The sequence below is a fragment of the Desnuesiella massiliensis genome, from assembly GCF_001403615.1.
Classification (GTDB): domain Bacteria; phylum Bacillota; class Clostridia; order Clostridiales; family Clostridiaceae; genus Desnuesiella; species Desnuesiella massiliensis.
This window is the reverse complement of record NZ_LN879456.1, coordinates 114,163-139,385: the sequence shown is the minus strand read 5'-3', so window position 1 is coordinate 139,385 and position 25,223 is coordinate 114,163. Positions and strand designations below refer to the sequence as shown.

24 protein-coding genes are annotated in these 25,223 nt (G+C 31.7%); 5 read left to right on the top strand and 19 right to left on the bottom strand.

The genetic code is table 11. From position 1 onward, the window contains the following. Nucleotides 1-220: 220 nt before the first annotated feature. From BN2665_RS11365 to BN2665_RS26990, 12 genes are all read right to left on the bottom strand, one after another. Nucleotides 221-988: a YhfC family intramembrane metalloprotease gene (locus tag BN2665_RS11365; RefSeq protein ID WP_055667240.1), complete on the bottom strand. Its 768-nt coding sequence runs from the start codon at nt 986-988 to the stop codon at nt 221-223. A gap of 120 nt (nt 989-1,108) precedes the next feature. Further along, a complete protein-coding gene (locus BN2665_RS11360; protein ID WP_055667239.1) occupies nt 1,109-1,573 on the bottom strand; it encodes a chemotaxis protein CheX in 465 nt (154 codons plus the stop codon). Continuing rightward, nucleotides 1,564-2,427: a response regulator gene (locus tag BN2665_RS11355; protein WP_055667238.1), complete on the bottom strand. Its 864-nt coding sequence runs from the start codon at nt 2,425-2,427 to the stop codon at nt 1,564-1,566. The genes BN2665_RS11360 and BN2665_RS11355 overlap by 10 nt, the downstream gene beginning before the upstream one ends. Before the next feature lie 212 nt (nt 2,428-2,639). Next, the gene (locus tag BN2665_RS11350) at nt 2,640-4,157 is read right to left on the bottom strand and encodes a phosphohexomutase domain-containing protein (RefSeq protein WP_055667237.1); all 1,518 of its coding nucleotides are present in this window, start codon (nt 4,155-4,157) and stop codon (nt 2,640-2,642) included. 45 nt (nt 4,158-4,202) lie between these two features. Then, the gene (locus BN2665_RS11345; RefSeq protein WP_055667236.1) at nt 4,203-4,844 is read right to left on the bottom strand and encodes a beta/alpha barrel domain-containing protein; all 642 of its coding nucleotides are present in this window, start codon (nt 4,842-4,844) and stop codon (nt 4,203-4,205) included. Nucleotides 4,845-4,860: 16 nt separating this feature from the next. Then, nucleotides 4,861-5,760, bottom strand: coding sequence for a 4-hydroxy-tetrahydrodipicolinate synthase (dapA, locus tag BN2665_RS11340; protein ID WP_055667235.1), 900 nt, complete (start codon nt 5,758-5,760; stop codon nt 4,861-4,863). Nucleotides 5,761-5,764: 4 nt separating this feature from the next. Further along, nucleotides 5,765-6,367 carry an SIS domain-containing protein gene (locus tag BN2665_RS11335; RefSeq protein WP_082435892.1) on the bottom strand — a complete coding sequence of 201 codons (603 nt, stop codon included), beginning with the start codon at nt 6,365-6,367 and terminating at the stop codon, nt 5,765-5,767. A 62-nt stretch (nt 6,368-6,429) separates the two neighbouring features. Continuing rightward, nucleotides 6,430-7,701, bottom strand: a complete 1,272-nt coding sequence (locus BN2665_RS11330) for a PTS ascorbate transporter subunit IIC (RefSeq protein WP_055667234.1) — start codon at nt 7,699-7,701, stop codon at nt 6,430-6,432. 45 nt (nt 7,702-7,746) lie between these two features. Then, nucleotides 7,747-8,034 carry a PTS sugar transporter subunit IIB gene (locus tag BN2665_RS11325; protein WP_055667233.1) on the bottom strand — a complete coding sequence of 96 codons (288 nt, stop codon included), beginning with the start codon at nt 8,032-8,034 and terminating at the stop codon, nt 7,747-7,749. Between the two features lie 15 nt (nt 8,035-8,049). Then, nucleotides 8,050-10,131 carry a BglG family transcription antiterminator gene (locus tag BN2665_RS11320; RefSeq protein WP_055667232.1) on the bottom strand — a complete coding sequence of 694 codons (2,082 nt, stop codon included), beginning with the start codon at nt 10,129-10,131 and terminating at the stop codon, nt 8,050-8,052. A 653-nt stretch (nt 10,132-10,784) separates the two neighbouring features. Then, a complete protein-coding gene (locus BN2665_RS11315; protein ID WP_055667231.1) occupies nt 10,785-11,099 on the bottom strand; it encodes a hypothetical protein in 315 nt (104 codons plus the stop codon). Nucleotides 11,100-11,243: 144 nt separating this feature from the next. Further along, entirely contained in the window at nt 11,244-11,399 is a 156-nt protein-coding gene (locus tag BN2665_RS26990; protein WP_154674930.1) for a hypothetical protein, read from the bottom strand. 196 nt (nt 11,400-11,595) lie between these two features. Between BN2665_RS26990 and BN2665_RS27960 the strand changes: the two genes are divergently transcribed. Beyond that, nucleotides 11,596-12,270, top strand: a complete 675-nt coding sequence (locus BN2665_RS27960) for a DUF2238 domain-containing protein (protein WP_055667230.1) — start codon at nt 11,596-11,598, stop codon at nt 12,268-12,270. A gap of 153 nt (nt 12,271-12,423) precedes the next feature. Further along, nucleotides 12,424-14,253 carry a glycerophosphodiester phosphodiesterase gene (locus BN2665_RS11305; protein WP_055667229.1) on the top strand — a complete coding sequence of 610 codons (1,830 nt, stop codon included), beginning with the start codon at nt 12,424-12,426 and terminating at the stop codon, nt 14,251-14,253. Nucleotides 14,254-14,323: 70 nt separating this feature from the next. Here the strand turns inward: BN2665_RS11305 and adhE are convergent, their stop codons facing one another. The 3 genes from adhE to BN2665_RS11290 all read right to left on the bottom strand — a co-directional run bounded on the left by adhE (nt 14,324) and on the right by BN2665_RS11290 (nt 19,481). After that, nucleotides 14,324-16,918 (bottom strand): bifunctional acetaldehyde-CoA/alcohol dehydrogenase, encoded by a 2,595-nt coding sequence (gene adhE / locus BN2665_RS11300; protein WP_055667228.1) that lies wholly within the window; start codon nt 16,916-16,918, stop codon nt 14,324-14,326. Between the two features lie 443 nt (nt 16,919-17,361). Beyond that, entirely contained in the window at nt 17,362-18,825 is a 1,464-nt protein-coding gene (locus BN2665_RS11295) for a DUF2779 domain-containing protein (RefSeq protein WP_055667227.1), read from the bottom strand. Between the two features lie 59 nt (nt 18,826-18,884). Continuing rightward, nucleotides 18,885-19,481, bottom strand: a complete 597-nt coding sequence (locus BN2665_RS11290; RefSeq protein ID WP_055667226.1) for a TetR/AcrR family transcriptional regulator — start codon at nt 19,479-19,481, stop codon at nt 18,885-18,887. Nucleotides 19,482-19,647: 166 nt separating this feature from the next. Here BN2665_RS11290 and BN2665_RS11285 point away from each other — a divergent pair, with 166 nt between their 5' ends. Beyond that, complete coding sequence (locus BN2665_RS11285; protein ID WP_055667225.1) at nt 19,648-20,349, top strand: FTR1 family protein; 702 nt, start codon at nt 19,648-19,650, stop codon at nt 20,347-20,349. 38 nt (nt 20,350-20,387) lie between these two features. Here BN2665_RS11285 and BN2665_RS11280 read toward each other — a convergent pair whose 3' ends face one another. Then, nucleotides 20,388-21,395: a tetratricopeptide repeat protein gene (locus tag BN2665_RS11280; protein ID WP_055667224.1), complete on the bottom strand. Its 1,008-nt coding sequence runs from the start codon at nt 21,393-21,395 to the stop codon at nt 20,388-20,390. A gap of 302 nt (nt 21,396-21,697) precedes the next feature. Here BN2665_RS11280 and BN2665_RS11275 point away from each other — a divergent pair, with 302 nt between their 5' ends. Further along, nucleotides 21,698-22,081: a RidA family protein gene (locus tag BN2665_RS11275; RefSeq protein ID WP_055667223.1), complete on the top strand. Its 384-nt coding sequence runs from the start codon at nt 21,698-21,700 to the stop codon at nt 22,079-22,081. Between the two features lie 28 nt (nt 22,082-22,109). Then, entirely contained in the window at nt 22,110-23,375 is a 1,266-nt protein-coding gene (locus BN2665_RS11270) for an L-cysteine desulfidase family protein (protein ID WP_242865941.1), read from the top strand. A 23-nt stretch (nt 23,376-23,398) separates the two neighbouring features. On the opposite strand, the gene BN2665_RS11265 is transcribed toward BN2665_RS11270, so the two are convergent. From BN2665_RS11265 to BN2665_RS11255, 3 genes are all read right to left on the bottom strand, one after another. Then, nucleotides 23,399-24,067: a helix-turn-helix transcriptional regulator gene (locus BN2665_RS11265; protein ID WP_055667221.1), complete on the bottom strand. Its 669-nt coding sequence runs from the start codon at nt 24,065-24,067 to the stop codon at nt 23,399-23,401. Nucleotides 24,068-24,138: 71 nt separating this feature from the next. After that, the gene (locus BN2665_RS11260; protein WP_055667220.1) at nt 24,139-24,717 is read right to left on the bottom strand and encodes a 4Fe-4S binding protein; all 579 of its coding nucleotides are present in this window, start codon (nt 24,715-24,717) and stop codon (nt 24,139-24,141) included. Further along, nucleotides 24,718-24,939 carry a 4Fe-4S dicluster domain-containing protein gene (locus tag BN2665_RS11255; protein WP_154674929.1) on the bottom strand — a complete coding sequence of 74 codons (222 nt, stop codon included), beginning with the start codon at nt 24,937-24,939 and terminating at the stop codon, nt 24,718-24,720. It lies immediately after the preceding gene. Nucleotides 24,940-25,223: the final 284 nt, after the last annotated feature.

The following is a 25,223-nucleotide window of genomic DNA, read 5'->3' as shown; positions in this document are numbered from 1 at the left end:
TTTTCTGCCGCTAAATTTTCATATGAAAATACTATACCACAATACTTCATTTTTTTCTATATTATAGGTGTCAAATATTTTACTATATACATTAATTATTCCATATTTTGCTCATAATAATTCTCTAAATATAAAAGATCCCTTAACCTGAAGATAAAGTTATAATTAAATAACTTATGCTATCTCTCCTTGGTTAAAGGACTTTTTATAATTAATATTATTATAATTTAGCTTCAAATATTTCTTTAGACTTTCTTATATAAATGAATGCTATTATGGCCATTAAGAAAAATATAAACTCCACTACAAAAACATTATTTACCATCTTTAATTGATATAAAGCCGCTGGTACATCCATAATAGCATGTAAGATTACCGCTAATAATAGATATATTTTCTTTCTGCTTCTTATTGCATATAAAACCAATAGAGTAAATGCAATTTGAACAGTCATAGCAAAAACCCTTTCAAATCCTATGAGTAGAGATTCAGTTAAAGTAGTATTAATAATAGAATTCTTTAATTGTTCTCCTAATTCGCTAGGGAGCTTTTGTGTTAAAGTCTCAAAGGTTCCGTTATTTATCATAGAAGCATAAACTAATTTTTGTACTCCTGCCATACCAGCTAAAAGAATAGCTTCTATACCACCATGGCCTAAGCCAAAAGCTAATCCATCTTCCCACTGCCTTTTATCCTTTAAAAACAGATTAAAGAATATATATCTTCCCACTTCTTCAAAAATCCCTGCAGCAAGGGCTCCATAGGCTGCAAAGGCTATGTTATTTGTAAAAATATTATTGCTTATAACATATACATGAAGTATCTTTTCTAATATTTGAGAAAAGAAAATAAAAGTTGCAGCTCCAATAATTACAGGCTTAATGGAAATTCTATATCTCTTTCTTAAGAATATGCCTAATAGTATAGGCAAAAGAAATCCAATAATTGCTGAAAAGGCTATTGCCATCATAGCTGAATTTGATACCATATTTAATCACCCCTATTTAAATATATTTACATAGCTTAAACGTTATTCAATGAAAAAAGTTCATTAAAATATTAAGGAGTGCTCAAAATATTTTTAAGCACCCTTTGTTTAATATATTACTTACGCATTTTCTAAACCAATATTTATTTCAATAGGTATATTATTTACTGTTAGAGAAACAGATATTATTTTATCAATATTCATTTTCATTTCAAAATCTTCACCGAACATTAAAGTAGGTGTAGAAATATTTATGTTTGTTCCTATATTAGCAAAATTCATACTAGCTGTGGCGGTGAGCATATTGGTTAGCTCGGAAACTGCGCTTTGTGCCATGTCGTCAAAATCATTTACCGGAAAACCCATCATCATAACAGAAGCTATTTTTTTAGCACTATCTACATCTAGAGAGTAAACTACATTTCCTTTTACATCTCCCACTATGCCCAGTATAACCATTACTCCATTGCTTCTTATGTTTTTTTCTTTTAACACTAAAGATTGCTTTTTAACCTCTGAAAAACCTAGTTGAGGCATTACTGATAAAAAAGCATCTAAAAAGGGATTAATGTATTTTACGTCCATTCCTCTTCACCTCTTTTAAATCCTACATTGAGATATAGTTCACCGAACTCTGTACTTGCTGTTACTGAGGTTGTTTTCATCATAGCTTTAGATATACTTAAGGAACTTCCATGAAATATAGTAGGTGGAGCAACTCTTAATCCAAAGGCCTTATTATGACGATTTAAAATAGAACAAGCATTCCCAGATACTATATTAGCAAACTCTCCAAACATAGCTAAAACCTGTTCTTTAGTAGCAGAATCCTTCCTTAACATTTTGCAGGTCATGGTTTCTGCTGTTTTATAGGATACATCTAGTATCATTCTTCCAACAAATTTTCCAATTATACCTACAACTATAGAAATACCTTGAGAGGAATGCGCCTCATCAACTTCTAATTCCTCACCAAAATTTGTAGGAAGCTTAATCATTCTATTTACATTATCACTTAGGGCTTCTTTAAAAACATCAAAATATATATTTTGTAGCTCCTCCAATAAATCATCAGAGGCCATTAACCTCTTTATAACGGTGTATATTTCTTCAGCGTCTACAGGTTTTTGTACATAGGCAGAGGCTTTATTCTCCTTAGCCTTCTTCACAATTTCATCATCCATCATAGAGCTTACAATAACCACTTTTATATTAGGATTTAAGGTATGAATAGCCCTTGTGCACTCTAACCCATCTGTACCTGGCATAGTCATATCCATAGTGACAAGATCCGGCTTTTTATCTTTTATTACTTGAATGGTTTCTTCTAAATTAGATGCACTTCCCACTACTTCAAAACCTTTTTCAGTAAGGATATCTGTTAGCAAGGCGATGGAAAAAGGAGAGTCATCTACAATAACAATTCTAACATTTTTCATAATTCTACACCATCTTTCATTTCTTTGTGCTTTATAACAATAAATTTAACATTTCTTATTTTGAATTGTGTATATTAAAATTTTACCATAATTCGATTTCAATCGTCAAACAATATTATATATATTTACATTAATATGTAAATATATTAATAAAGTAATACTTAAAATAAGAAAGGTTGGAAGCACTTTTAATGCCTCCAACCTTTTAAAATTTACATTATTAGCTTATTGTAATTATTTATGAAAATCTCAATATTTGAAAAAATATTTTCTACTCCATCTTCAATATCACTTTCAATATTTAAAGCAAGTAAAGGTTCATGAAGAGATACTCTAAGTAAAAACCAGCCTTTTTCTTTATTGCAGTTTATCTTTATTCCTTCATAGTTTTTAGGCTCTATACTCCATCCCTCAATTTTAGAAACATATTCTTTTAAGTCTTCTATGACAGCCTGTCCGTAAGTTCTAAAATCTTCACACTTAATCTTTATTCTTTTTTCTTCGCTTTCTAAAGGATGCTTTAACTCTTTTATTAAGTAGGCTATATCCTTATCTTCTTTTTTTAGTCTCGACATCTCTATGAGGATTTTTACTATAAGATAAGCTCCATCATCTAAAAAATAATTCTCCTTTAAAGCTGCATGTCCTGAAGTTTCTATAGCAAGTGGACACACAATGTCTTCTCCATTCAATCTTTTAGCTTCATTTATAACATTTTTATATCCTCTTTTAAATCTATAGTGAACTCCACCTAAGTTACTTATAAATTCTGTTAGTCCTGTGGAGGTTATTGAGTCAGTAACTATGGTAGCTCCTTTATTCTCCTTTATAATTATACAAGATATTAGTGCTATAAGAGCATTTTTATTTATCTCTTCTCCAGTTTTAGAAACTATTGCGGCTCTATCTACATCAGTGTCAAAAATTATTCCAAGGTCTGCCTTAGAATTTAATACTGCATTTTTTATAGATTCCATAGCCTCCTTATTTTCTGGATTGGGTATATGATTTGGAAAGGTTCCATCTGGCTCTAAAAATTGACTTCCTTCTATGTTAGCGCCAAGACTCTTTAATACCTTAGTTGCAAAAAATCCTCCTGCGCCATTTCCTGCGTCTACTATTATCTTTGTTCCTTCTAGTGGTTTTTCAGAACCTACTGCTTCTCTTACCTTATTGACTAAAAGTTTTGAATAATCCTCTACTAAATCAGCTTTTCTTACTATTCCCTCTGCATTTTTTATAGAAGTTAAATTCTCTTCTAGGGCTAAATTAATTATTTCTTCTATATCCTCTTTTTCACATCCGCCAATGGATGTAAAGAATTTAAGTCCATTATAATAGTAAGGAAGATGGCTTGCTGTAATCATTATTGCACCATCACATTTATAATCTTCTAAAATTGTGGTCATAAACATAGATGGGGTAGTTGTAAGTCCACAATCATATACATTTATTCCTTCTTTAGTTAAAGCTTCTATTAATGAATCTTTTAATTTAGGACCTGATAATCTTGAATCCATACCTAGAGCTACTTTTAAAAATTCCTTATTATTTGTTCTGTTCTTAAGCCACTTTGAAAAACCAACTCCAAGTAATTTTACAATTTCGGGGCTTAGGGTTTCTTTATACTCTTTAGTTTCTATTGCTATTCCCCTTATATCTGTACCATTTTTCAGCTTTTTTAATGTAAGTTTTATATCATTTTCTACATTACATAAAATTGTGCTCATGGCTATTCCCCTCCTTAGTAATTACTTCTATTTATGAAATTCAAATTAGTTAGAAGTACAATTCCTGAAGTTGTCTATGATTTCACGAATCTTTCTCGCGTTTTCAGCGATATCTTCAGAACTGCCTTTGGTTAATAAGCCCCCAAAGCCACAAACATCAACGCCGTTTTCTAGCCACACATGCAAGTTGTCAAGAGTAATTCCACCACTTGCTAAAATCGGCATATCAGGAATTGGTGTCTTGAATACTTTTACTAGTTTTGGTCCATAGAAGTCTGAGATTGGGAATGCTTTGATGAAAGCAGCACCTAAGCTTAATGCATCAACTGCTTCAGTCAATGATGTGCATCCTGGTGCATAAGGAATCTGATATCTATTACAGATTTTTGCTACATCTTCATTGTAGTTTGGTGCAATAATGAACTGAGCTCCATGTAAAATAGCATGACGAGCTGTTTCACTATCTAAAACTGTTCCTGCTCCTACACAAAGTTCTTTACCATACTTCTTGCTGAGTCCTTCAATGATTTCTCCTGCATTATTCAATGTATAGCTCATTTCCATAACAGGGATTCCACCTTTAATACAGCCTTCAGCAATTTCAGATGCACGATCGAGTGTTTCTACTCTTACGATTGCAAGTGCTCCGATTTCTGCCATTCTATTTGTTATATTCATCTTTTTCATATCATTCACCTCTGTATTAGTATAAACCTTTATCAAATGTAGCTTTGTAAGCTTCAACCACACGTTTGATTTCTTCAAGTTTTTCACCAGTTGGCTGAGTTACAGGAAGACGTGCAGGGCCAACATTAATACCGTTCAAGACAACGGTTTGTTTAATTACTGATGGTATGGTTCCAAGCTTTAGGATACTGCGAAGCTCTTCAATACTGCTTTGTGCCTTTTGAGCCGCTTCAAGATCACCTTTAATGAAGTTATCATAAATTGCAACATCAATTTCTGCAAGGAAGTTTGCTGTTGCTGCAACTGCACCATGTCCTCCAGCCTTAAGGATATCAAGAATAAGTGAATCTGAGCCTGAGAATACACCAAAGTCTTCCCCTTTAGTTACTTCAAGATAAGCTTTCATGTTGTCCAATTTACCGCCGCTGTCTTTAATTCCGACAATGTTCTTAACCTTCGCCAACTCACGTACTGATTCAGGTTCAATATTAATTCCAGTTTTACCTGGCATGTTATACATCATGATTGGTAAAGTAACTTCAGCAGCAACAGCTTTGTAGTGTTCAATTAATTCTTGTTGTGTTGGCGGCACAAAGTATGGGGTTATAATGGATAACGCACTTGCACCTATTGCTTCCATTCTTTTAGATAAATTAATAACTTCACGTGTTGAATTACCACCTGTTCCAACAAAAACTGGTACACGATTATTGGTGTGTTCTATAACAATTTTTGCAAATTCAACTTTTTCATCATCTGTAAGTACATGGCATTCACCATTTGTACCTAAAATAAATAATCCATAAACACCTCTATCAAGCAAATAGTCAATTAATTCACGTGTTGCCTGTGGATTGATATTCTGATTTTCATCAAGTGGTGTAATCATTGCACATATAATACCTTTATATTCCATACAATTACTTCCCTTCTCTAATAGATTGTCCAAGACTTCCGCCTGGATGCCACTTTAAATACTGCTCAGCATTAAGTCCTTTAGCATATTGTAATGCAACACTTAACGACTGTAAGGCAATAGTTTCTGCAAGAATTGAGGCACGAGGAGCCTTATTAAGGTCATCGCCTTCCTGTTTAACTCCTGCAAATAAGAATGTATCAGAAGCGTTCTTTAACCAAGAATCAGCATTACCGCTCACCCCGATGATTTTTGCTCCATTTGCTTTTAAAGTTTCAATAGTTGCTTTTAGCTCTTGGGTTTCACCACTATTTGATATTGCAATAACCACATCGCCAGCAACCACTTGTCCACTTGAGCCATGCACTGCTTCTGTACCATGTAATGTGTATGCTGGTGTTCCAGTTGATGAAAGCAATGAAGAAATATATCCTGATACATGACCTGGTTTACCAATACCAGTTATGTGCACACGACCATGATTCTTTTCTGATTCAAGAATTAAATCACGTGCTTGATTAATAGCAGATTCATCGATTGAAGAAATAAATGTTGATACTTCATTAGACAGGATGTCTAAAAATGCAGGTAGTGTCTTTTCGATCATAGTTTGTCCTCCTTAAAGTTATAAGAGCCATATCTATGGCTCTTATATAATATTAATGCAGCTTAGATAGGTTTTATAAGTTGTAAAATCTTATGCAATATAGTTCCCACTACGTTATAGTCGATATTAGGGAATGTTGCACCTTCTATACCAAGTGTTCCATAAACTGGGTATAGTATTGTTGGTAAGAATGCAAGCAATAATCCAGCAACAAATGATCCTAAAATAGCACCTCTCCATCCACCTGATGAGTTACCGAATACTGCAGCTGTACCACCTGAGAAGAAGCAAATATGAGCAGCTGGAATAATGACTACAGGAAATACACTAGGTAATGCTGCCATAACAACGATTGCTAATAGACCAGCAGCATATGATGTTATAAATCCAAGAATTACTGCATTTGGTGCATATGGAAATACTGTTGGAACATCTAATGCAGGACGTGATCCAGGAATGTATTTTTCTGAAATAACAACGAACGCAGCAGTTATTTCAGCTAAGAACATACGAACACCTGTCATTAATACTGACATACCAGCTACGAAAGTAAACGCCTGCACAAGAGGGAAAACTAACCAGTGTTGTGAGCCAGCAATCTTTTGAGTAAATTCTTGACCAGCCTTTAATGTAGCGACATAGAATAAGATTAGCATAACTATTGATAGTCCCATTAAGAAATCTCTAAAAACTGATAACCATTTAGGGAATTTAATGGATTCTGTTGTTTCTTCTTTATGCTTTGAGAATAAACGACCTAGATAACCTGACAATCCATAACCAATCATGTTGAAGTGACCAATTGCTTGCTCATCTCCACCTGTCATTTCCCTCATAAATGGTTGGCAGAATTGAGGTAATGCCGCAGACATAAAGCCTAAAATAGTACCACCTACTAAAATTGTAGTTATATTACCGAATCCGTGTGCTTGCATAATTAATACTAGTACACAAGAAAAGAATAAACTATGACCTGTTGTAAAGAATATGTTCTTGAATCTTGTAATACGTGCAAAGACTAAATTCAATACGAATCCGAGAATCAACGTACATGAAACTGCGAAACCGTATTTACCTTGTGCAAGTGCTGTAGCAGCTTCAGGTGAAGCTATAACCCCTTTTATTCCAAAACCATATTGGAATAGTTTGTTAAAGTTTTGTAATGCCCCGGTCATAGCAGAAGCGCCAATACCAAATACTAAGAAACCGATAAGTGTTTTTGAAGCACCAGTGAATACTTCAGTAGCTGATTTCTTTTGAAGAATCAGACCTATACATGCAACTACACCAAGCAAAACAGCAGGCGTACTTAATAAACTTATAATAAAATTCATATATATTCCCCCTTATCCTATTGAGTTTTATTACTTTACTAAATTTTATTTTTGTTTTGAAGCAAGAAATTGTTCTAATGCTGTTTTAATTTCATTACGATCAACAATATTGTGAATTCCAATTACATCGAATTTTAAATTTTTCTTTTTTAATTCTTCTGCAACATCGATCAATGTTTCTACTGCATCTCCATTAAATCCATTTAATGAATCTAAAGAACCATGCTCCACTTCAATTGGAAAATTATTTTCTTTGATAACTTGTTGGGTTTTGATTTTTAACATTAAACTTGATCCAACCCCTGCTCTACATGCGATTAAAAGTTTATACATAACTAAATCCTCCTTTTATGATTCCTGTGATTTTATAAAATCAATAATTTCCTTAGGATCCTTAGCGCTATCCAAAGCTGCAAAGAACTCATCCATTTCAAATAATTCAACTAGCTCAGACATAGCACGTAAATGACTGTTATTGTCTATGGCACTTAGGCAAAATACATACTTTACAGGATCATTTTCTTCATTTCCAAACTCAATAGGATTTTCTAAAGTCGCAATTCCTATTGCAATTTCTTTTGCCCCTGCTTCTGGTCTAGCATGTGGAAGTGCCACATGTTTTGTAATTACAATGTAAGGGCCAGATTCTTTTGCTGTAGTAACTATAGCATCTACATATGCTTCAGTTGCTTTATTATTTTCAACTAAAACAGAAGCTGACTGTCTAATAGCATCCTCCCAATCTTTAGCTGGCACCTTTAGTTTTATGAGTGTCTCATTTGTAATATCACTTAACATAAGTCCTTCCTCTCCTTTAGACGTAAAATTCTCTATTTGTGTAAAATAGGATAATAATTCACTTGAAAGCGTACTTTCAGAAGTTACTTTCGCGTATTTTTTTATTATATCCATAACTTCATCTATTTTTGGTTGTCTTAAAAAAATATCACCTAATTGAATGTACACTTCACGTGTAATCCTATATTTTTCCTTTTGGGTCATAACAGGACTAACTTTAATTACTGGTACATCTATTTCTAAACCCTCTGCTTTATAATTAGTAGTAAACACAATATCTACAGGTCCAACGAAATCTTTTAGTTTAGAGGATTCTAATGGTGGTAAAAAGTGTAGTTCTGGAAATAAATTTGTAAGTTCTGCATGTAAGATAGCTGAACTACCAACACCGTTTGAACAAACTATTAGAGCTGTCCTTTTTCTAAGAATATCAAATTCTTTTCTATTTGAGAAAATAGCTGCAAAATGCATTGTTAAATATGCTAATTCCTCTTCTTGAATTTCCTCTCCAAATAGACCGCAGAATTCTTTCATTGCATTACTTACAATTCTGTATACTAATCGGTATTCTTCTTTTACCTTTTCACAAAGTGGATTGTAAACAGGTAATTTAAATAAAAGTCTGTAATAAGCTGGCCTAAAATGAGAGTATAGTTGTTTAAATATTTTTTCTTGACTTATATAATAAACCCCACTTAAATATTCAAACTTTGTCATCATTTTATCTACAATTTCTGAAATTACAGTCCTGTCTTTTGTATCTTCTTCATCATTTCCTACTGATATGCCCAAAATCCAAGCACTAATATACATTACGTCGTGAGATTTTATCTTATCTTTGCTATCATATACTTCTAATAATTCTTCAGCAAATTTATATTCCTTCATGGAGTTCATAACTGCAATATTAGGGATATCTACATTTTCTGAAGTAATCATTTTCTTTGAAAACATTCTTGCTTTTAAAAAAATGAATATATAGATAAATTCTACTAATCTGTTTTCAACAAAAGTAATTTCATGTTTTTTTACAAGCTTTGATATAATTTTTTTAGTTTTTTCAAAACTATCTAGTTTATACTCCTCAATAAAAATGTCAAAAACTCTTGAACCTTCTTCATTTGATAGGGTCTCTATAATATTTTTAATAAGTACTCTTCTAATTTCCATTTCAGACCCAACTAAATAATAGCCGTTTTTACGATTGTGCTTAATTTTAATACCTTTTTTCTCAATATCCGGTATCAAATCTTTAAAATCAAGATTTACAGTGGATCTACTTACCTTTAGAGAATATATAAAATGATTAATTGAAATATCCTCCATGTTAATAAAAAGCATTAAATACATATATAGAAGTCGTTCTGTTTTGCTAAAGTAGTAAGTATTTTTAGAATAGTTTTTTTCTAAAATTTCTTTTATGGCATCCTTTGTCTCTTTTTGAACAATAATATCTTTATTAGTTCCTAGAGATATAAGTGGTGCTCTTTTTACTTTAAACATATCATTAATTTTGTTCAGCCTGTAAGTAACTTGTCTCTTTGAAGAATTAGTTTCTTCTTGCAATCTTTTTGTAGTAATTAATGTACTATTTAATAAAATCTGAAGAATTGATACAATTTCTTTATCCATTTATAATAATCCCACTTCCCTATTAAGATTAGTTATAATCTCATCCTTGGATTTTATTTTTCCTCCCCTCCTCAATGTTTATTCTATTTGAAAAGTTTATCGTTTTCAATTTCATTTGAGTTCAACTTTTGTTTTAGCTTAAGACAAAAGTTGAACTTATCTGAAACAAAGAAGTGATGTTTCAAAATAGAATATCTTTATGAAATAAGAGTAACTTTGAATTAGTGCAAGTTACAGTAGAACCAAAAGAATACCTAGAGGAACTAGATAAAGATATAATGAAGATAGAGAGGCTCATGGTAAAACTCCGCTAAAAAAAAGACCAACCACCAGAAAAAGGGTTGGCTTTGATATAAATTTCATTGGATTAGATGCAGGGTATTTTACTAATTTAGTTCTAAAGAAATTAATAGCTAGAAATATTAAGCCAGCAGTAGCATATAGACTAGGGCCACATACAAATTGAGCGTAGTTTTGCGGATTCAAAAAATATCCATGGACTATGCTACGCTTATTTTCGCGGTCTAAGTAAAGTTCTAGAGCAGTGCTTTATAATTTACGCTACAAGCCCCAGCCTATTAGAAATAAGCTGGGGCTTGTAAGCAACCTGACGTTAAATTCTAATAGAATTTAGCGCTTTTCCTTTTTACTTATTATAATTTTTGCTCCTTATAATTTTCCAAGGCTTTTAACCACAATTCTTTTGGAGCAAATTTAACTGCTTCTTCTATTCCTAAGTTATAAAGTAGCAGTGCAAACATCTTAGCTAACTCTTCTCTTCCACCATATAATTTGCCTTCAGTCAATTGTGGTTTCTCTGGTGAAAGAGACCTAAATAAGGAATCGCTTATATCTTGTGGTTCAAGTTTCGGTTCTAATTTATAGCCTTCACTAGATTCATCATTAAATAGACCGCCTACGCCTTTAAGGCTATCTATATATTTTTTCATCAAATCATCATTTTTCATATAATACACACCTCTCTAAATTACTTAATTATTATCCGTTCATTAATATTATATTCTTGTTCTTCCTATATATATAAATATATCATAAATAATTAAAAAAATACATAATTTCTCTTACTATTTAATAATTATTATTAAATATTTTTATATTATCACATTGCTACTAATGATAGTTACTAAATCAGATACATTTTCATAAGCTTCCTTCAAATCTTCTTGCTCATCTACAATCTCAAACTCTTCTTCTCTTTCTTCAATAACCCATAATAGCTTGACCTTAACTCGCTCCAAAAAATTCATATAATTCACCTCTTAATGTAATTTTCGTTGTCTTTTATAATTACATTATATATAAAATTAAATTTTAAATTTGACATTATTTTAGATTAATATAGAATATTATTAGTGATAAATCTATTATTGGATTAATATAGTTTACTATATCTTATTTATGAGAGGGGGAATTATAGCTTAATATATTAAGCTATTTATTATTATGAAAGAATCAAAGAAGATTTTTAGCCACATTCAATTATGGGAAAGTTTATTTATACTTTTATCTTGTTGTGCACTAGTATTTTTTATTATTAATAAAAACTCATTTTATGCTTTTTATTCTATATTAACTATAGCAACAATGATTAGTCTTAGTATATATGTAAAAAAGATCAACTGTAATATTAATGAAGAACTATATTTATTAGTTTTACTATTTATTTTTTTATCTATGTTTTTAGGTAAATTATGTGATTTTTATTCTATCTTTCCATGGTGGGATAAAATGCTTCATACTCTATCAGGAGTATTACTATCTATTATAGCTTTATACTTATATAAATCCTTACGTGGAAGTGATGAATTACAAGTAAAAGATTCTTTATTAATTATTACTTTTATCCTTTGTTTTGCTATAGCTATGGGAGCATTGTGGGAAATCTTTGAATTTACCACAGATCTTCTTTTCAACTTAAATTCTCAAAAGGGCAGCTTACAGGATACTATGGGAGACTTGATAGCAGATACTGCTGGAGCTTTATTTACTTCTATTATTACTTATGCCTATATAAAAGGCTACAATATAAAAATATTAAATAAGCTATTAAGAGCTAGTGACAAAAATAGTTATAGAATAAAAGCTTCTAATGAATCATTTGTTCATCACCATAAATGAGTTTAAAGCATTTATGGTGATGGCTTTTAATAATGTTTTATATTTAGTCATATCTTAAAATCTTCTTAAATTTTAGGTTTAGGTATTTATTAATGAACCCACATAAATTATTATTTAATTATCGCTACTTAGTTTTTATTTTAGGAGATACCAATGAATACCAAACTTAAAACTACAAAAATAATGAAAAATTCTATGATTAATTTTAAAAAATGTTTTTATAGATCTTTTATCTTTGAAACCTTTTTTAAACTTATATCCTTTATCTTTATAATACCTTCTACAATGTTTATGTTTAAACTATTGACAAGGGTTCTAGGCCTTAAAGCCATAATAAATGCTGATTTTTTAAAATTTATCACAAAAATAAGAGGGCTCCTTTCAGTAATCATAATAGGCATTATCGCGTCCTTAATTATTTTCTTAGAATTTGGTGGTCTTATAAGTCTATCTCTTCAAAGCCATTCAACGGATGAGATAAGCATTTTAAAAGCTTTAAAGGCCTGTCGTTCTAAGCTCAGAAATATATTAAAGCCTAGCGCTTTAATATTAGTTTTATATATTATGATAATACTTCCGTTTATAAACATAGGTTTAAATTCAAGTGTGATTAAAAGTCTTTCCATACCTAAATTTATTATGGACTCTTTATATAGCCACCCTATGTACACAGTATTATATTTTATTTTTATCATAGGGGTATATTATTTATCTATAAGATTGATTTTTTCTATTCATCTTATTCTATGCAACAACCTTTCGGTGTCTCAGGCTATAAAGGAAAGTATTAAAATTACAAGAAAAAGAGTAATTAAAATAAGCTGGATACTTTTGATCTGGAAGCTAATTCTTTTATTTATAACGATTATAATACCCCTAGTTATATTAGGTTTAATATTTTTAATTTTAAGTGAATTAAACTTCAATATTTCCAGTATTATTAATATTATGGTCCCTTTAATAAGCTTCGGCAATGAATTATTCCTGATTTTATCCATTGCTTATGTACCTTCAAATATAATGCTATTAACGGAAATATTTACTGAATTACACCCTATTGAATATTCCGATTTATCACAAGAAAAGATATATATAAGCAAATATAGATTAGAAAAAAATTTTTTTAGATTTATTAAGAAAAATAAAAGTATACTTCTTCTTATTTCAACAATTATATTAGCACTAACTACCGCCTATACTGCTTCTAATATTAAAAAGGTACTTTATCCATCAAAGGTTAAAATAATAGCTCATAGAGGCTATAGCTTTAAAGCTCCTGAAAACTCCATCAGTTCTGTTAAGTCTGCCATAGATGCTGGAGCTGATATAGTTGAAATTGATGTTCAAGAAACAAAGGATGGAGAAATTGTATTAATGCACGATAAAAGCCTCAAAAGATTGACAGGTACTAATAAATCCATAAATGAATTGACATACAATGAGCTTATCACCCAGGATATAGGCAGTAGTTTTTCAGAGGATTTCTCCGGAGAAAAAATTCCTAAATTAGAAGAGATTATTAATATAACTAAAGGAAAAGTTAAACTATTGATTGAGCTTAAATCCTATGATAACAATTGGGACAGCCTATCAGAAAAGGTGGTTAAATTAATAGAAAAATATAACTTGGAGGATTCTTGTTTAATACACTCTTTAAACTATGATTCTATTAAAAAGGTTAAATCTCTTAACCACAATATAAAGGTAGGTTATATAGTTTATGCGGCTCTTGGAGATTTAAATTCAATGGACAATGTAGACTTTTATAGCTTAGAACAGTCAATTATAAGTGATAAGATCGTTAGAAACCTTCATTTAAAAAATAAGAAAGTATATGTGTGGACTCTAAATGAGGAAGAGGATATCTATGATACTATGAATTATAATATTGATGGTATTATCACTGACGATCCAACTTTAGTTAAAAGTCTATATACTGATTCTTTTAACTATGTTGATAACTTATTAAGATTAATTAATTAATTTTGTTATATATTTGTATAGGTAAACATAAATATAAGGAGCTGAATAAAATCAGCTCCTTGCTTTTATACTATTGTTCCTTATTTCCTTCAAAAGTATTTATATACATTTGCTTAATTTCGCTTATTAAAGGATATCTTGGATTAGCTCCTGTACATTGATCATCAAAAGCTTGCTCGCACATTTCATCTAAGGTTGCATAGAACTTTTCCTTTGAAACTCCAGCTTCACTTATAGTCTTTGGCATATTTACCTTTGCTTTCAATTCATCTATAGCTTCCATTAACAACTCGACTTTTTCAGCCTCTGTATTTCCACCTAAGTTAAGATAATCTGCTATTCTTGCATATCTAAATATAGAATTTGGATATTTGTATTGAGGGAAAGCAGTTTGTTTTCTTGGATTCCCTACTGCATTAAATTTAATAACTTCATTTATTAATAGAGCGTTTGCTACACCATGTGGTATATGATGCATTGCACCTAGTTTGTGAGCCATGGAGTGACACACTCCTAAGAAGGCGTTAGCAAAAGCCATTCCTGCCATAGTAGAAGCATGAGCCATCTTCTCTCTGGCCTTAATATTTGTAGTACCTTCGTTATAGGCCTGTGGTAAATACTTAAATATCAGTCTTATAGCTTCTAAAGCTAAACCATTAGTATATTCTGAAGCTAAAACAGAGACATAAGCTTCTATGGCATGAGTTAAAGCATCTACTCCTGAAGCAGCAGTTAATCCCTTAGGCATAGCAACCATAAGTTCAGCATCTACTATAGCCATATCTGGTGTCAATTCATAATCAGCTAAAGGATATTTTATTCCTGTCTTTTCATCAGTAATAACTGCAAAAGGCGTTACCTCGGAACCTGTGCCTGCTGAGGTTGGAATAGCTATCATCATAGCTTTTTCTCCCATCTTAGGGAAAGGATAAACTCTCTTTCTTATATCCATAAATCTCATAGCTAGGTCTTCAAACTTAACATCTGGATGTTCATATAATACCCACATGATTTTTGCGGCATCCATAGGTGATCCTCCACCAAGGGCAATTATGGTATCTGGCTTAAAGCTATGCATTTCTTCCGCACCTTTTCTTGCTGTAGCTAAGGTTGGATCTGGGGCTACATCTGAGAATATCTTAAAATCTACATCATTTTCTTCTAACACTCTTGTTACCATATCTACAAAGCCTAAATCATATAATACCTTGTCTGTAACAATAAAGGCTCTTTTCTTATTCATATCTCTTAATTCATTTAAAGCCACTGGTAGGCTGCCATATTTAAAATAAATCTTTTCTGGAACTCTAAACCAAAGCATATTTTCTCTCCTCTCAGCCACACTCTTCATATTCAATAAATGCTTAGGTCCTACGTTCTCAGAAACAGAGTTTCCTCCCCAAGAACCACAGCCAAGAGTTAGTGATGGAGCTAATCTAAAGTTATAGATATCGCCAATAGCTCCTTGTGAAGCAGGCATATTGATTATAGTTCTTGCAGTTTTCATTGCTGCACCGAAAGCTTCAATCTTGTCTCTGGCAGTTATTTGATCAGCGTATAATACTGAAGTATGACCAAATCCGCCTAATTCAATTAATCTAGATGCCTTTTTTAAAGCTTCTTCAAAGGTTTTAGCTTTATACATACCTAAAATTGGAGATAGCTTTTCATGAGAGAAAGGCTCTTCTAATTCTACAGAATCCACTTCTCCTATGAGCACTTTAGTTTCCTCCGGTACTTTTACCCCTGCCATCTCTGCGATTTTATAAGCTGTTTGACCAACTATTTTTGCATTTAGTGCCCCATTGATTAAAATTATATCTCTTACTTTATCTAATTCTGCGCCTTTTAAGAAATAAGCTCCTCTTTCCTTAAATTCTGACTTAACCTCTTTATATATCTTATCCATAACAATTATTGATTGCTCAGAAGCACATATAACTCCGTTGTCAAAGGTTTTAGATAATAATATAGAGCTTACTGCCATTCTAATATGAGCGCTTTCATCTATTATTGCTGGAGTATTACCTGCACCAACACCTATAGCTGGTTTACCGGAAGAGTATGCTGCTTTAACCATAGCTGGTCCTCCAGTAGCTAAAATTATATCCGCCTCTCTCATTACTACTTGTGAAAGCTCTACAGAAGGTTCATCGATCCATGCTATAATACCCTCAGGCGCTCCCGCTTTAACTGCCGCCTCCAATACTGTTCTAGCAGCCTCTACAGTAGACTTCTTAGCTCTTGGATGTGGTGAAAATATAATACCATTTCTTGTTTTTAAAGCTATTAATGCTTTAAATATCGCTGTGGAAGTAGGATTTGTGGTTGGAACTACTGCTGCTACCACGCCTATAGGTTCTGCTACTTTTGTAATACCAAAGGATTTATCCTCTTCAATAACTCCACAAGTTTTTTCATCTTTGTATTTGTTATATATATATTCTGATGCGAAATGATTCTTTATTACTTTATCTTCAACAACTCCCATACCAGTCTCTTCAACAGCCATCTTTGAGAGTCTTATTCTAGAATTATTTGCTGCCATAGCCGCCTGCCTAAATATTTCATCTACTTGGTGTTGTGTATAAGAAGCAAACTTTTTCTGCGCTTCCCTGACCTCAGATAATTTTTTCATTAATTGTTCTACATTTGTTACTGGCATACATTGCACCTCTTTACAAATTATTTTTTGTTAGTTAATTTATTAACAATGTAACTATAATATAACTTTGTTAAAATTTCAACATACTTTTTATATTTTTTTGAACTTTTTTTGCTTATATATGTTTTATTAAATGTTTACAATAGCATGAATGCTAGTTTTTTAACTGTAAAAATATTTTTGAATTCCTTGAATCCGCAACGTTTACAATGACATACTTATAAAAAAATATATTCACTTGCTATCCAAACAATCTATTCATTATAATTTCATAAATAGGTTATTTTTTTAACATTCTTTTTTTTGCTTAAAGCTTCCTCCTTTTACTTTGTTTTTATAATATTCATATTTAGTATTAGCATTTTTCTTAAACTTATAATTATTTTTTGGAGATGTCTTATATAAATAAAAAAAGAACTGCTAATGAGCAGCTCCCTTTTAATCTATAAATCTTTTAATCTTTCAAATATCTTAACCATAGCGTAGCTATCTAAACTACAGTATTTTACCAATTCCTTTTTTATGTTATTTTGTTCTTCTTTACTCTTGAGCCATAGCAATGTGTATATATTATTAGCCATCTCTCCATTTTTTATTTTTAACCCTTCATAGTTTAGCTTCGTATCATTAGGAAATAGAGCTGGTAATACATTCTTTATAGAATGACTACCCTTCATAGCTCTTACATAATAATATCTCCTTTGAAATATTATCATCATATCTTTTATATTTTCTCTTATTTTCATAAGATTAGAGCTCAGATCCTGAAACTGTAAAGCTAAATCCTTTATCACAGCTTTTTCTAAAGATTTATTATAAACAATTACAGAACCCTTAGTTGAAATATTATTTATTAAAGCTTCAGCTAAAGGCCTTCTAGGATCCTTACCTACACTAGCTATAAAATAATTATGCTTAAGTTCTCCTTCTGGTGCATCTATAGTATGCAGCGAATATAAGAAAGGAATTTGCTCATAGGGTTTAACCTTTTCAAACTGTGGAATAGGACTGCTAAAGGTTTCAAAATCTAAAAAGTAAAGCGGGTACTTTATTTCATTTAAAAAATTATGAATCTTATCCCTATCAATAACCTCTTCATCCTTAAGCTCACACAAAATTTGCATTTTCTGATTATCATTTAATTTTACTTTTCCCATAGCCTGCTCAAAGCTTATAATTCCTTCATTAAAATATTTAAACTTTAAATCTAAGGGGAAAGAGGTAATATCAAATATGGAGTTTTGAGGCACATGCCGCCAGCAGATGCTTTTAAACTCACAAACATAGGGCTTTAAACAATATTCTCCTAAAGGCTTATAAGGAGCTTTACAATCTTTGCTGTAGGCCCTGAGGCTTTTCATTGTATCCATATAATCTTCTTGAAACTTACATATATGCTCCGTTACTTCTTCAATATTAAAAAGAGCATGATAATCTAACTCATCTGTTCTTTCATAATCAGCATTGATATATATTATAAATACCTTTTCTATGGATATTCCAACCTGCTTTAAAAGAAATTTTTCATAGACTGCCTCTTCAATATGCTCTATCTTTACTCTATTAGAGGATTTAACAGCATAAAGCTTGTTACCCTCATGACTAAATTCTAAAATATCGCAAGTAAAAAATACGCCTTTAGTTTCAAAACCTGCATTGAATATGACATTATTATTTTCCCCTATTGCTTTTTTACTATCTTCAATAACTTCATCCCTTGTTTTTCCACGGGCATAAATTCTTTTCCCTTGAGGAAATAAATTAAAAGCACATTCTACTACCCAATCTTCTATTTCAAATTTTATAGGATTATTATTTTCTTTATTTTGCTCTCTAGCATGTAGCTGAAACCAAAGAGCTTTCTCGCATTTTTTGCCACTCAACAGCTGAGCCTTTGATATTTTCATTTCTTACACTCCTAAAATCCTAAAGAAAACCAATTGCAAAGATAAAATTAGCAATTGGTTTATAATATGGACCCTATTAACATATTTATGTATTCTTCTCTTTGACCTTTTTCACTTATATTTAAAATATGATTTTTATTTCCATAAGTTAAGGATACTACCTCACCGATGATAGGTCCTAATATACCTGAAAAGATTTGAAGATATTTATACTTCAAAATTCGTTCCTCTCTTATGCCAGTACTTTCCTTGATAAGCAGTGTAATAACATTCTCAAGCTCCTCATTTAAATAGACCTTTTGAATTAATATTGGATTATATTCTCTATCTTCTGTAGCTAAATTTGCTATTAATGCAATTAGTGCTGGATATTTAAACATGAATTCCATAAGACTATTAGTCCAGAGCACTAATTTCTCCTTAGGATTACTCCCTTCTCTTAATAATACATCCTTCATCATATTATATAAAATTTCAGCATAATAATTTTCTACTTCCTTAAGCAAATTATTCTTACTGCCAAAATGATAATTTATAGCTGCCACATTAACTCCAGCCTTTTCTGAAATTTGTCTTACGGTGATTTCGCCCCTTAGCCCCACTGCATCTATGGCTACCTGTAATATTTTACTTCTTGTATCTAATGAATTATTCATAAGCATCCCTCATATTAATTATTAACAATATACAATAATAATATCATATTAAACCCATATAATCATCATAATCAAACAATAAAATTTATTATTCTATGCCAAAATTTGACCTTTTTTATTCACCTTCTATAGCAATCAAAATATAATGATTGTAGGAGGTGATTTTATGATAACGTCGCTATTAATTACCTTCAGAGAGAGCCTTGAAATCTATATTTTTATATTACCCCTAATAATGTATATGTATAAGATAGGCAAACCTCAAGAAAGCAAAAGAATATATCTTGGATTAGCTACTGGTTTACTATTAACTGTTTTAACGGGTATAGGGCTAAATATGTTTTTCAGCACTCTTGAAGGAGGGGCTATCGACCTTGTAGAGGCAGGTTTACAACTATTTTTATCCATGCTTATAATTTATGCTCTAGTCATACTTCAAAATTTAAGTAAAAACTACGATTTCCTTAAGGTAGATGAAAATATCTCAATTAAATCTACGAGTTTATTTATATTAGCTTTAATCACTGTTTTTAGGGAAGGTTTAGAAGTTGTGGTATTCACCTTACCTAATATCATTACCAGCCCACTTTTAACTATATCAGGCATGGTTATAGGAGTAGCTGCTTCCACTATAATAATGCTTTTAATATTTAAAACCACTTTAAAAATAAATATAAATATAATATTTGTATTATCAGCTTTATTCCTTATTTATATAGGAGCGGAATGCTTTGGGGAAGCCTTGACGTATTTCTTCCCTAATCTCGGTATCTCTGTTATGGCAGGTGAAATATTATATGCTCTACCTCTGCTATATTTATTTATAAAGGCTCAGCTTAAAAGATATATTAAAAAAAATTTAAAATAAAATACATGGAGAAGGGTTCCCTTCTCCATGTATTTTATCTAAGATGTAAAAGCTTTAGTAAATTTATAGTTCTTACCCTTATAAGTAAAATTCACTTCCGCTGTGCCCTTTGTCCCTTTTTTAACAGCAGCTTTTGGTTGAAACCACCTATTTTCGTCTCCCGAAGTGTATTTTTCAGTTTTACTCTCTCCATTGTATTTTATGGTGATTGAATAACTTATATTTCTCGGACCATCTCCACTGGTGACTACTCTATAATTAAAAGCAGTAGGTTTAGAAGAAAGCTTAAAGGAATCTGGTACAAAGGATACTGTAAACCCCTTTACCGTTGATGTACCTTTGTCTTGAGCTTCGTTTTCAATTATCTGTATCATGCCATCTTTATTAACAACCTTAGGATAAGTAACCTTTGGCTTCTCTACTCCAGATGCACTACCTGTATTGGATTTACTAGCGTTACTAGAGGGCTTTTTAGCTTCTTCTTTTTCCTTGGCCATAGAAAGCTCTCTTTCATATAACTCCTTTAAATTCATAGCTTCAGTGTGTTTATCATCAATCTTAACTACTTCCGCTAATAGAGCTATAGCTTCTCCATACTTTCCATTAGCAGCTTCTTTCTTAGATGCTTCTATACTGGCATTTACATATTCTTCTTTGCACTTGCTTGTCCTCTCCTGCGCTATATCATAGAGATTGCTATACTTTTTAGACACATTTTTATAAGCTTCTAAGGCTTCTAAATACTTTTGTCCTTTATATAGCTCATCTGCCTTCCCCAGGTCCTCTTTAGCTTTATTATATTCTTCCATATCTTTTTTCATTGTATTAATCTTTTTCGAGCTTAATTTACTATAAAAGCTACCTTCAATTCCTTGTAAAAGAGTATAGGCTTCATCATACTTCTGGTCTTTATATAGAGTTGATAGCTCTTTAAAATCTTGTTTATAAAGCACATATCCATAAGAAAAAGCTCCGGAAGGAATAGCCACCACCGCTATTATTATTATTGGAATTATTATTTCTTTAACTACACTGTTTTTGGACACCATTCCACAACCTTTCATTTCTTGTTACTTATAGATAATAATATCATAATATATATGCACATTGAATACTTTTTCGAAAAAATACCTGTTATTTATTCCTTTTTTTATCTTTATATTCATATTTTTCAAATATTAATCTAAAAATCTTTTAAAAATTTATCGGATTTTGCAACTTCAAATTCTATTATATATTATATCTTCAATTAACCAAGGCAAATTATTTTCATATTGATAATTTTTTTTCCTTGTGATAAAATTTTACCATAAGAAACTCGTAAACAATTACATGAGGGGGATTTAAAATGAAAAAAGAAGTTATATCAACAAATAATGCACCAGGTGCCATAGGACCATACTCTCAAGCTATTAAAGTTGGAGATTTTGTTTACACTTCTGGTCAACTTCCTATAGATCCAATAAAGGGTGAAATGCCTGAAACCATAGAGGAGCAAACAAAGCAAGCTTTAGAAAATTGCAAGGCTATTCTTGAAGCCGCTGGTTCTTCTTTAGATAACGCTGTAAAGGCTACAGTTTACTTAAAGGATATTAAAGATTTTGATAACATGAATGAAGTATATAAGAATTACTTCCCAAGTAATCCTCCTGCTAGGAGCGCTTTCCAAGTGGCAGCACTTCCTAAAGATGCAAGAGTTGAAATTGAAATAGTAGCTATAATTAATAATTAACTAACTACTAAGATGGGGGATGAATTTTGTGGACAAGCAAAAAATATTATGCTTGCTTAAAAGAGAGATCGTACCAGCATTAGGTTGTACTGATCCTATAGCAGTAGCTTATGCTGTGAGCAAAGCCAGTGAAGTATTGGAAAAGAAACCTGAATTCATAGAGTTATATTTAAGTATAAATATCATAAAGAATTCATTAGGAGTAGGTATCCCTGGCACGGATATGATCGGTGTAGAAATCGCCGCTGCTCTTGGCGCCATAGCTGGAGATTCTAATAAAGGCTTAGAAGTGTTAAAAGGTGCCACTGCTGAACAGGTAACCTTAGCTAAGGAAATGGTAAATAACAAGAATATAAAAACCTGTTTGAAAGAAATTGAGGATAAGCTATACATAGAAGCTATTTGCAGAGCTGATAATGAATACTCAAAGGTTATAGTAAGAGGCGGTCATAGCAATATAGTGCACATAGAAAAAAATGACAACATTCTATATGAAGCTGAGTGTTGCATTAATTCTGGTAATGAAGAAATAACGCTCACCATAAAAGATATTTATGACTTCGCTCTATCCATAGACTTTAAAGATATTGAATTCTTATTAGAATCAGCAGAAATGAATAAAAATGTATCACAAGAAGGCTTAAAAGGTGATTATGGCCTAAAGGTTGGTAAAATGTTAAAGGAATCAGGAGCCTTTGCCTTAATGTCTAACGATTTAGCTAACGAAATTGTAGCTGCTACTGCCGCTGCCTCAGATGCTAGAATGTCTGGATGCCCACTACCTATAATGACTACGGCTGGCAGCGGAAATCAAGGCATAACCACAACACTACCTTCTGTAGTTCTTTCAGAATCCTTAGGAAAATCAAAGGAAGAGTTAGCTAGAGCTCTTGTTATAAGCAATCTAGTAACAATTCACTTAAAATCCTATTTGGGCAGGCTTTCTCCTTTATGTGGCGCCGGCATTGCAGCCTCCACTGGTTCATGCTGTGCTATGACTTATCTTTTAGGAGGAGAGCTTAAAAACATAGAATATGCAATAAAAAACATGATCGCTAATGTATCTGGTATGATTTGTGATGGTGCAAAAACTACCTGCGCTCTAAAAATAGCTACTGCTGTAAATGCTGCTATTCAATGTTCTTTATTAGCACTAAAAGGAATGCGCCCCTCAAATACAGATGGCATAATACACGAAGATGTTGAAATTACTATACAAAACCTTGGAAAATTAGGTATGGAAGGCATGAATAAAACAGACGAGTCAATATTGCAAATGATGCTTACCAAATAAAAAAGCGACTTTGGTCGCTTTTTCTATTTAATCTTACTTATATATCTATAAATCGTGGTTTCTGAAGTTTTCAAGCTCTTAGCTACTTCCCCTACTCCACCCTTTAATAAAAATACTCCTTTATCATTTAACTTTTTTACCACTTCCTGCTTTTCCTCTAGAGACATTCTTTCTGGAGATATAGGATATTCAGATAATACCTTTTGTATTAAGGAGCTTATCAAATCCTCTATATTTTCTGCAAAACTCTCAAATACTGCTATAGCATCTTCTGGTGTGCTATCCTTTTTCTCCTCTTTACAGGGCGGTATTTTCACAAAATCATCGATAAAGTCTCTTGCTCTTATCATGTCCGATATGTCTATATTAATGCAAAGCATGCCAATTATTTCATTATCATCATCTTTTATAAAATAACTTGAGGAACGCATTACTCTATCATCTTTAGAGGTTCCTTTATAATTACAAATATAATCCTTATTCTTATAAGTTTTTTCCTGAAGCACCTTTAAGGCTAAATCTGTTAAGGGACCATTCATTTCCCTACCGCTTATATGCCCATTGGCTATTTTCACAATAGACTTGTCCGGACTCATTAAGTCATGCAGCACCACTTCGCAATTATTCCCCAGTACTTGAGCTAAAAAATCTACTAAAGGCTTATATTGTTCCAACTTGTCAATTCTATTCATTGCTCTTCTCCTTGAATGATAACTTATAATTCATTTTACCATCCAATTATTTTTTAGTAAACTTATAAATACTAAGACATATTTTTCAACTTGCATATGCCTTGAGTCATAGTTCCCATAGGGCAATAAACACACCAAGAGCGGGGTTTATATAATAACATTGTTATTATTCCTAAAATTGTAGAAGTAACCATAATACTAAAGAATCCAAAGGCAAATTGAGCTATAGCTGGAGATACCATGCTGGTATTAACCCAATTCCAAGGAAGCTTCCATGTCCATAATAAAGTGATTACTTTTTTTAACCCCTTGGCTCCTGATAAGACCATATAAGTATTAAATATCATTAAAGAAAACATAGTCATGAAAAAGGTTAAAAAGCCATACCTAAACCACTTACTCCTTATAAATTTAGGAATACTCTTATTTCTAGAGAATTTGAGCTTGTGCCCTAATAAATCTAATAGCTGGCCTCTTCCGCAATATTTGTTGCAATAAGCCTTTCCCCCTCCTGTAATAGAAATGATTAAAGGGACTAGGAAACAAATCATGCCAAGCCATGCAAACAATATATTGAAAAGTCCTAATAATAAATAAACTAAAGAAAAAATCCACATATAATCATACCAATACTTTTTCTTACTTGACATTTATATGTCCTCCTCTCTTGCATTAATAGAAATTACAGAAGCTGGACAAATTTTTTCACACTTTCCACAGCCTACGCACCTATCTTCATCTACCTTAGCAAAAATGCCCTTTTCAATGGTTATAGCCTTTAAAGGACAGACCTTGACACAGGAGCCGCAAGCTACACATTCTTCTAATAATACCGATGCTTTTTTCTTTAAAAATTTCTTATCCAAAATCATCCCTCCTAAAAAATATACCCACCCTAGGTATTATATAGTATACATATAATATATTCAAGTACCCCGTTGGGGTATATTGCTTTTTTATTATTTATTTTAGTTTTTTTTATTTTACTATTGCAATATTTTAAAATATGTAATATCATTTATATGATAAATAAAGCACTAAAACTTAATATCTCATATAGAACCTTTAAATATGATCCAGTGAGGTCATCAAGGCGTATATAAAGTGTGTTTTTAATTGCGTTAATACGTCCATGCTCTCACGGGTATGGACTTTT

What these genes read in the sequence shown, in the direction of transcription:
- adhE (WP_055667228.1), bottom strand. Translation starts at nt 16,918, where the DNA reads ATGCCAGTAACAAATGTAGAACAATTAATGAAAAAATTATCTGAGGTC.
- BN2665_RS11330 (WP_055667234.1), bottom strand. Translation starts at nt 7,701, where the DNA reads ATGAATTTTATTATAAGTTTATTAAGTACGCCTGCTGTTTTGCTTGGT.
- BN2665_RS11260 (WP_055667220.1), bottom strand. Translation starts at nt 24,717, where the DNA reads ATGTCAAGTAAGAAAAAGTATTGGTATGATTATATGTGGATTTTTTCT.
- BN2665_RS11320 (WP_055667232.1), bottom strand. Translation starts at nt 10,131, where the DNA reads ATGGATAAAGAAATTGTATCAATTCTTCAGATTTTATTAAATAGTACA.
- BN2665_RS11265 (WP_055667221.1), bottom strand. Translation starts at nt 24,067, where the DNA reads ATGAATAGAATTGACAAGTTGGAACAATATAAGCCTTTAGTAGATTTT.
- BN2665_RS11325 (WP_055667233.1), bottom strand. Translation starts at nt 8,034, where the DNA reads ATGTATAAACTTTTAATCGCATGTAGAGCAGGGGTTGGATCAAGTTTA.
- BN2665_RS11355 (WP_055667238.1), bottom strand. Translation starts at nt 2,427, where the DNA reads ATGAAAAATGTTAGAATTGTTATTGTAGATGACTCTCCTTTTTCCATC.
- BN2665_RS11255 (WP_154674929.1), bottom strand. Translation starts at nt 24,939, where the DNA reads ATGATTTTGGATAAGAAATTTTTAAAGAAAAAAGCATCGGTATTATTA.
- BN2665_RS11275 (WP_055667223.1), top strand. Translation starts at nt 21,698, where the DNA reads ATGAAAAAAGAAGTTATATCAACAAATAATGCACCAGGTGCCATAGGA.
- BN2665_RS11335 (WP_082435892.1), bottom strand. Translation starts at nt 6,367, where the DNA reads ATGATCGAAAAGACACTACCTGCATTTTTAGACATCCTGTCTAATGAA.
- BN2665_RS11350 (WP_055667237.1), bottom strand. Translation starts at nt 4,157, where the DNA reads ATGAGCACAATTTTATGTAATGTAGAAAATGATATAAAACTTACATTA.
- BN2665_RS27960 (WP_055667230.1), top strand. Translation starts at nt 11,596, where the DNA reads ATGAAAGAATCAAAGAAGATTTTTAGCCACATTCAATTATGGGAAAGT.
- BN2665_RS11305 (WP_055667229.1), top strand. Translation starts at nt 12,424, where the DNA reads ATGAATACCAAACTTAAAACTACAAAAATAATGAAAAATTCTATGATT.
- dapA (WP_055667235.1), bottom strand. Translation starts at nt 5,760, where the DNA reads ATGGAATATAAAGGTATTATATGTGCAATGATTACACCACTTGATGAA.
- BN2665_RS11295 (WP_055667227.1), bottom strand. Translation starts at nt 18,825, where the DNA reads ATGAAAATATCAAAGGCTCAGCTGTTGAGTGGCAAAAAATGCGAGAAA.
- BN2665_RS11345 (WP_055667236.1), bottom strand. Translation starts at nt 4,844, where the DNA reads ATGAAAAAGATGAATATAACAAATAGAATGGCAGAAATCGGAGCACTT.
- BN2665_RS26990 (WP_154674930.1), bottom strand. Translation starts at nt 11,399, where the DNA reads ATGAATTTTTTGGAGCGAGTTAAGGTCAAGCTATTATGGGTTATTGAA.
- BN2665_RS11360 (WP_055667239.1), bottom strand. Translation starts at nt 1,573, where the DNA reads ATGGACGTAAAATACATTAATCCCTTTTTAGATGCTTTTTTATCAGTA.
- BN2665_RS11290 (WP_055667226.1), bottom strand. Translation starts at nt 19,481, where the DNA reads ATGAATAATTCATTAGATACAAGAAGTAAAATATTACAGGTAGCCATA.
- BN2665_RS11365 (WP_055667240.1), bottom strand. Translation starts at nt 988, where the DNA reads ATGGTATCAAATTCAGCTATGATGGCAATAGCCTTTTCAGCAATTATT.
- BN2665_RS11315 (WP_055667231.1), bottom strand. Translation starts at nt 11,099, where the DNA reads ATGAAAAATGATGATTTGATGAAAAAATATATAGATAGCCTTAAAGGC.
- BN2665_RS11285 (WP_055667225.1), top strand. Translation starts at nt 19,648, where the DNA reads ATGATAACGTCGCTATTAATTACCTTCAGAGAGAGCCTTGAAATCTAT.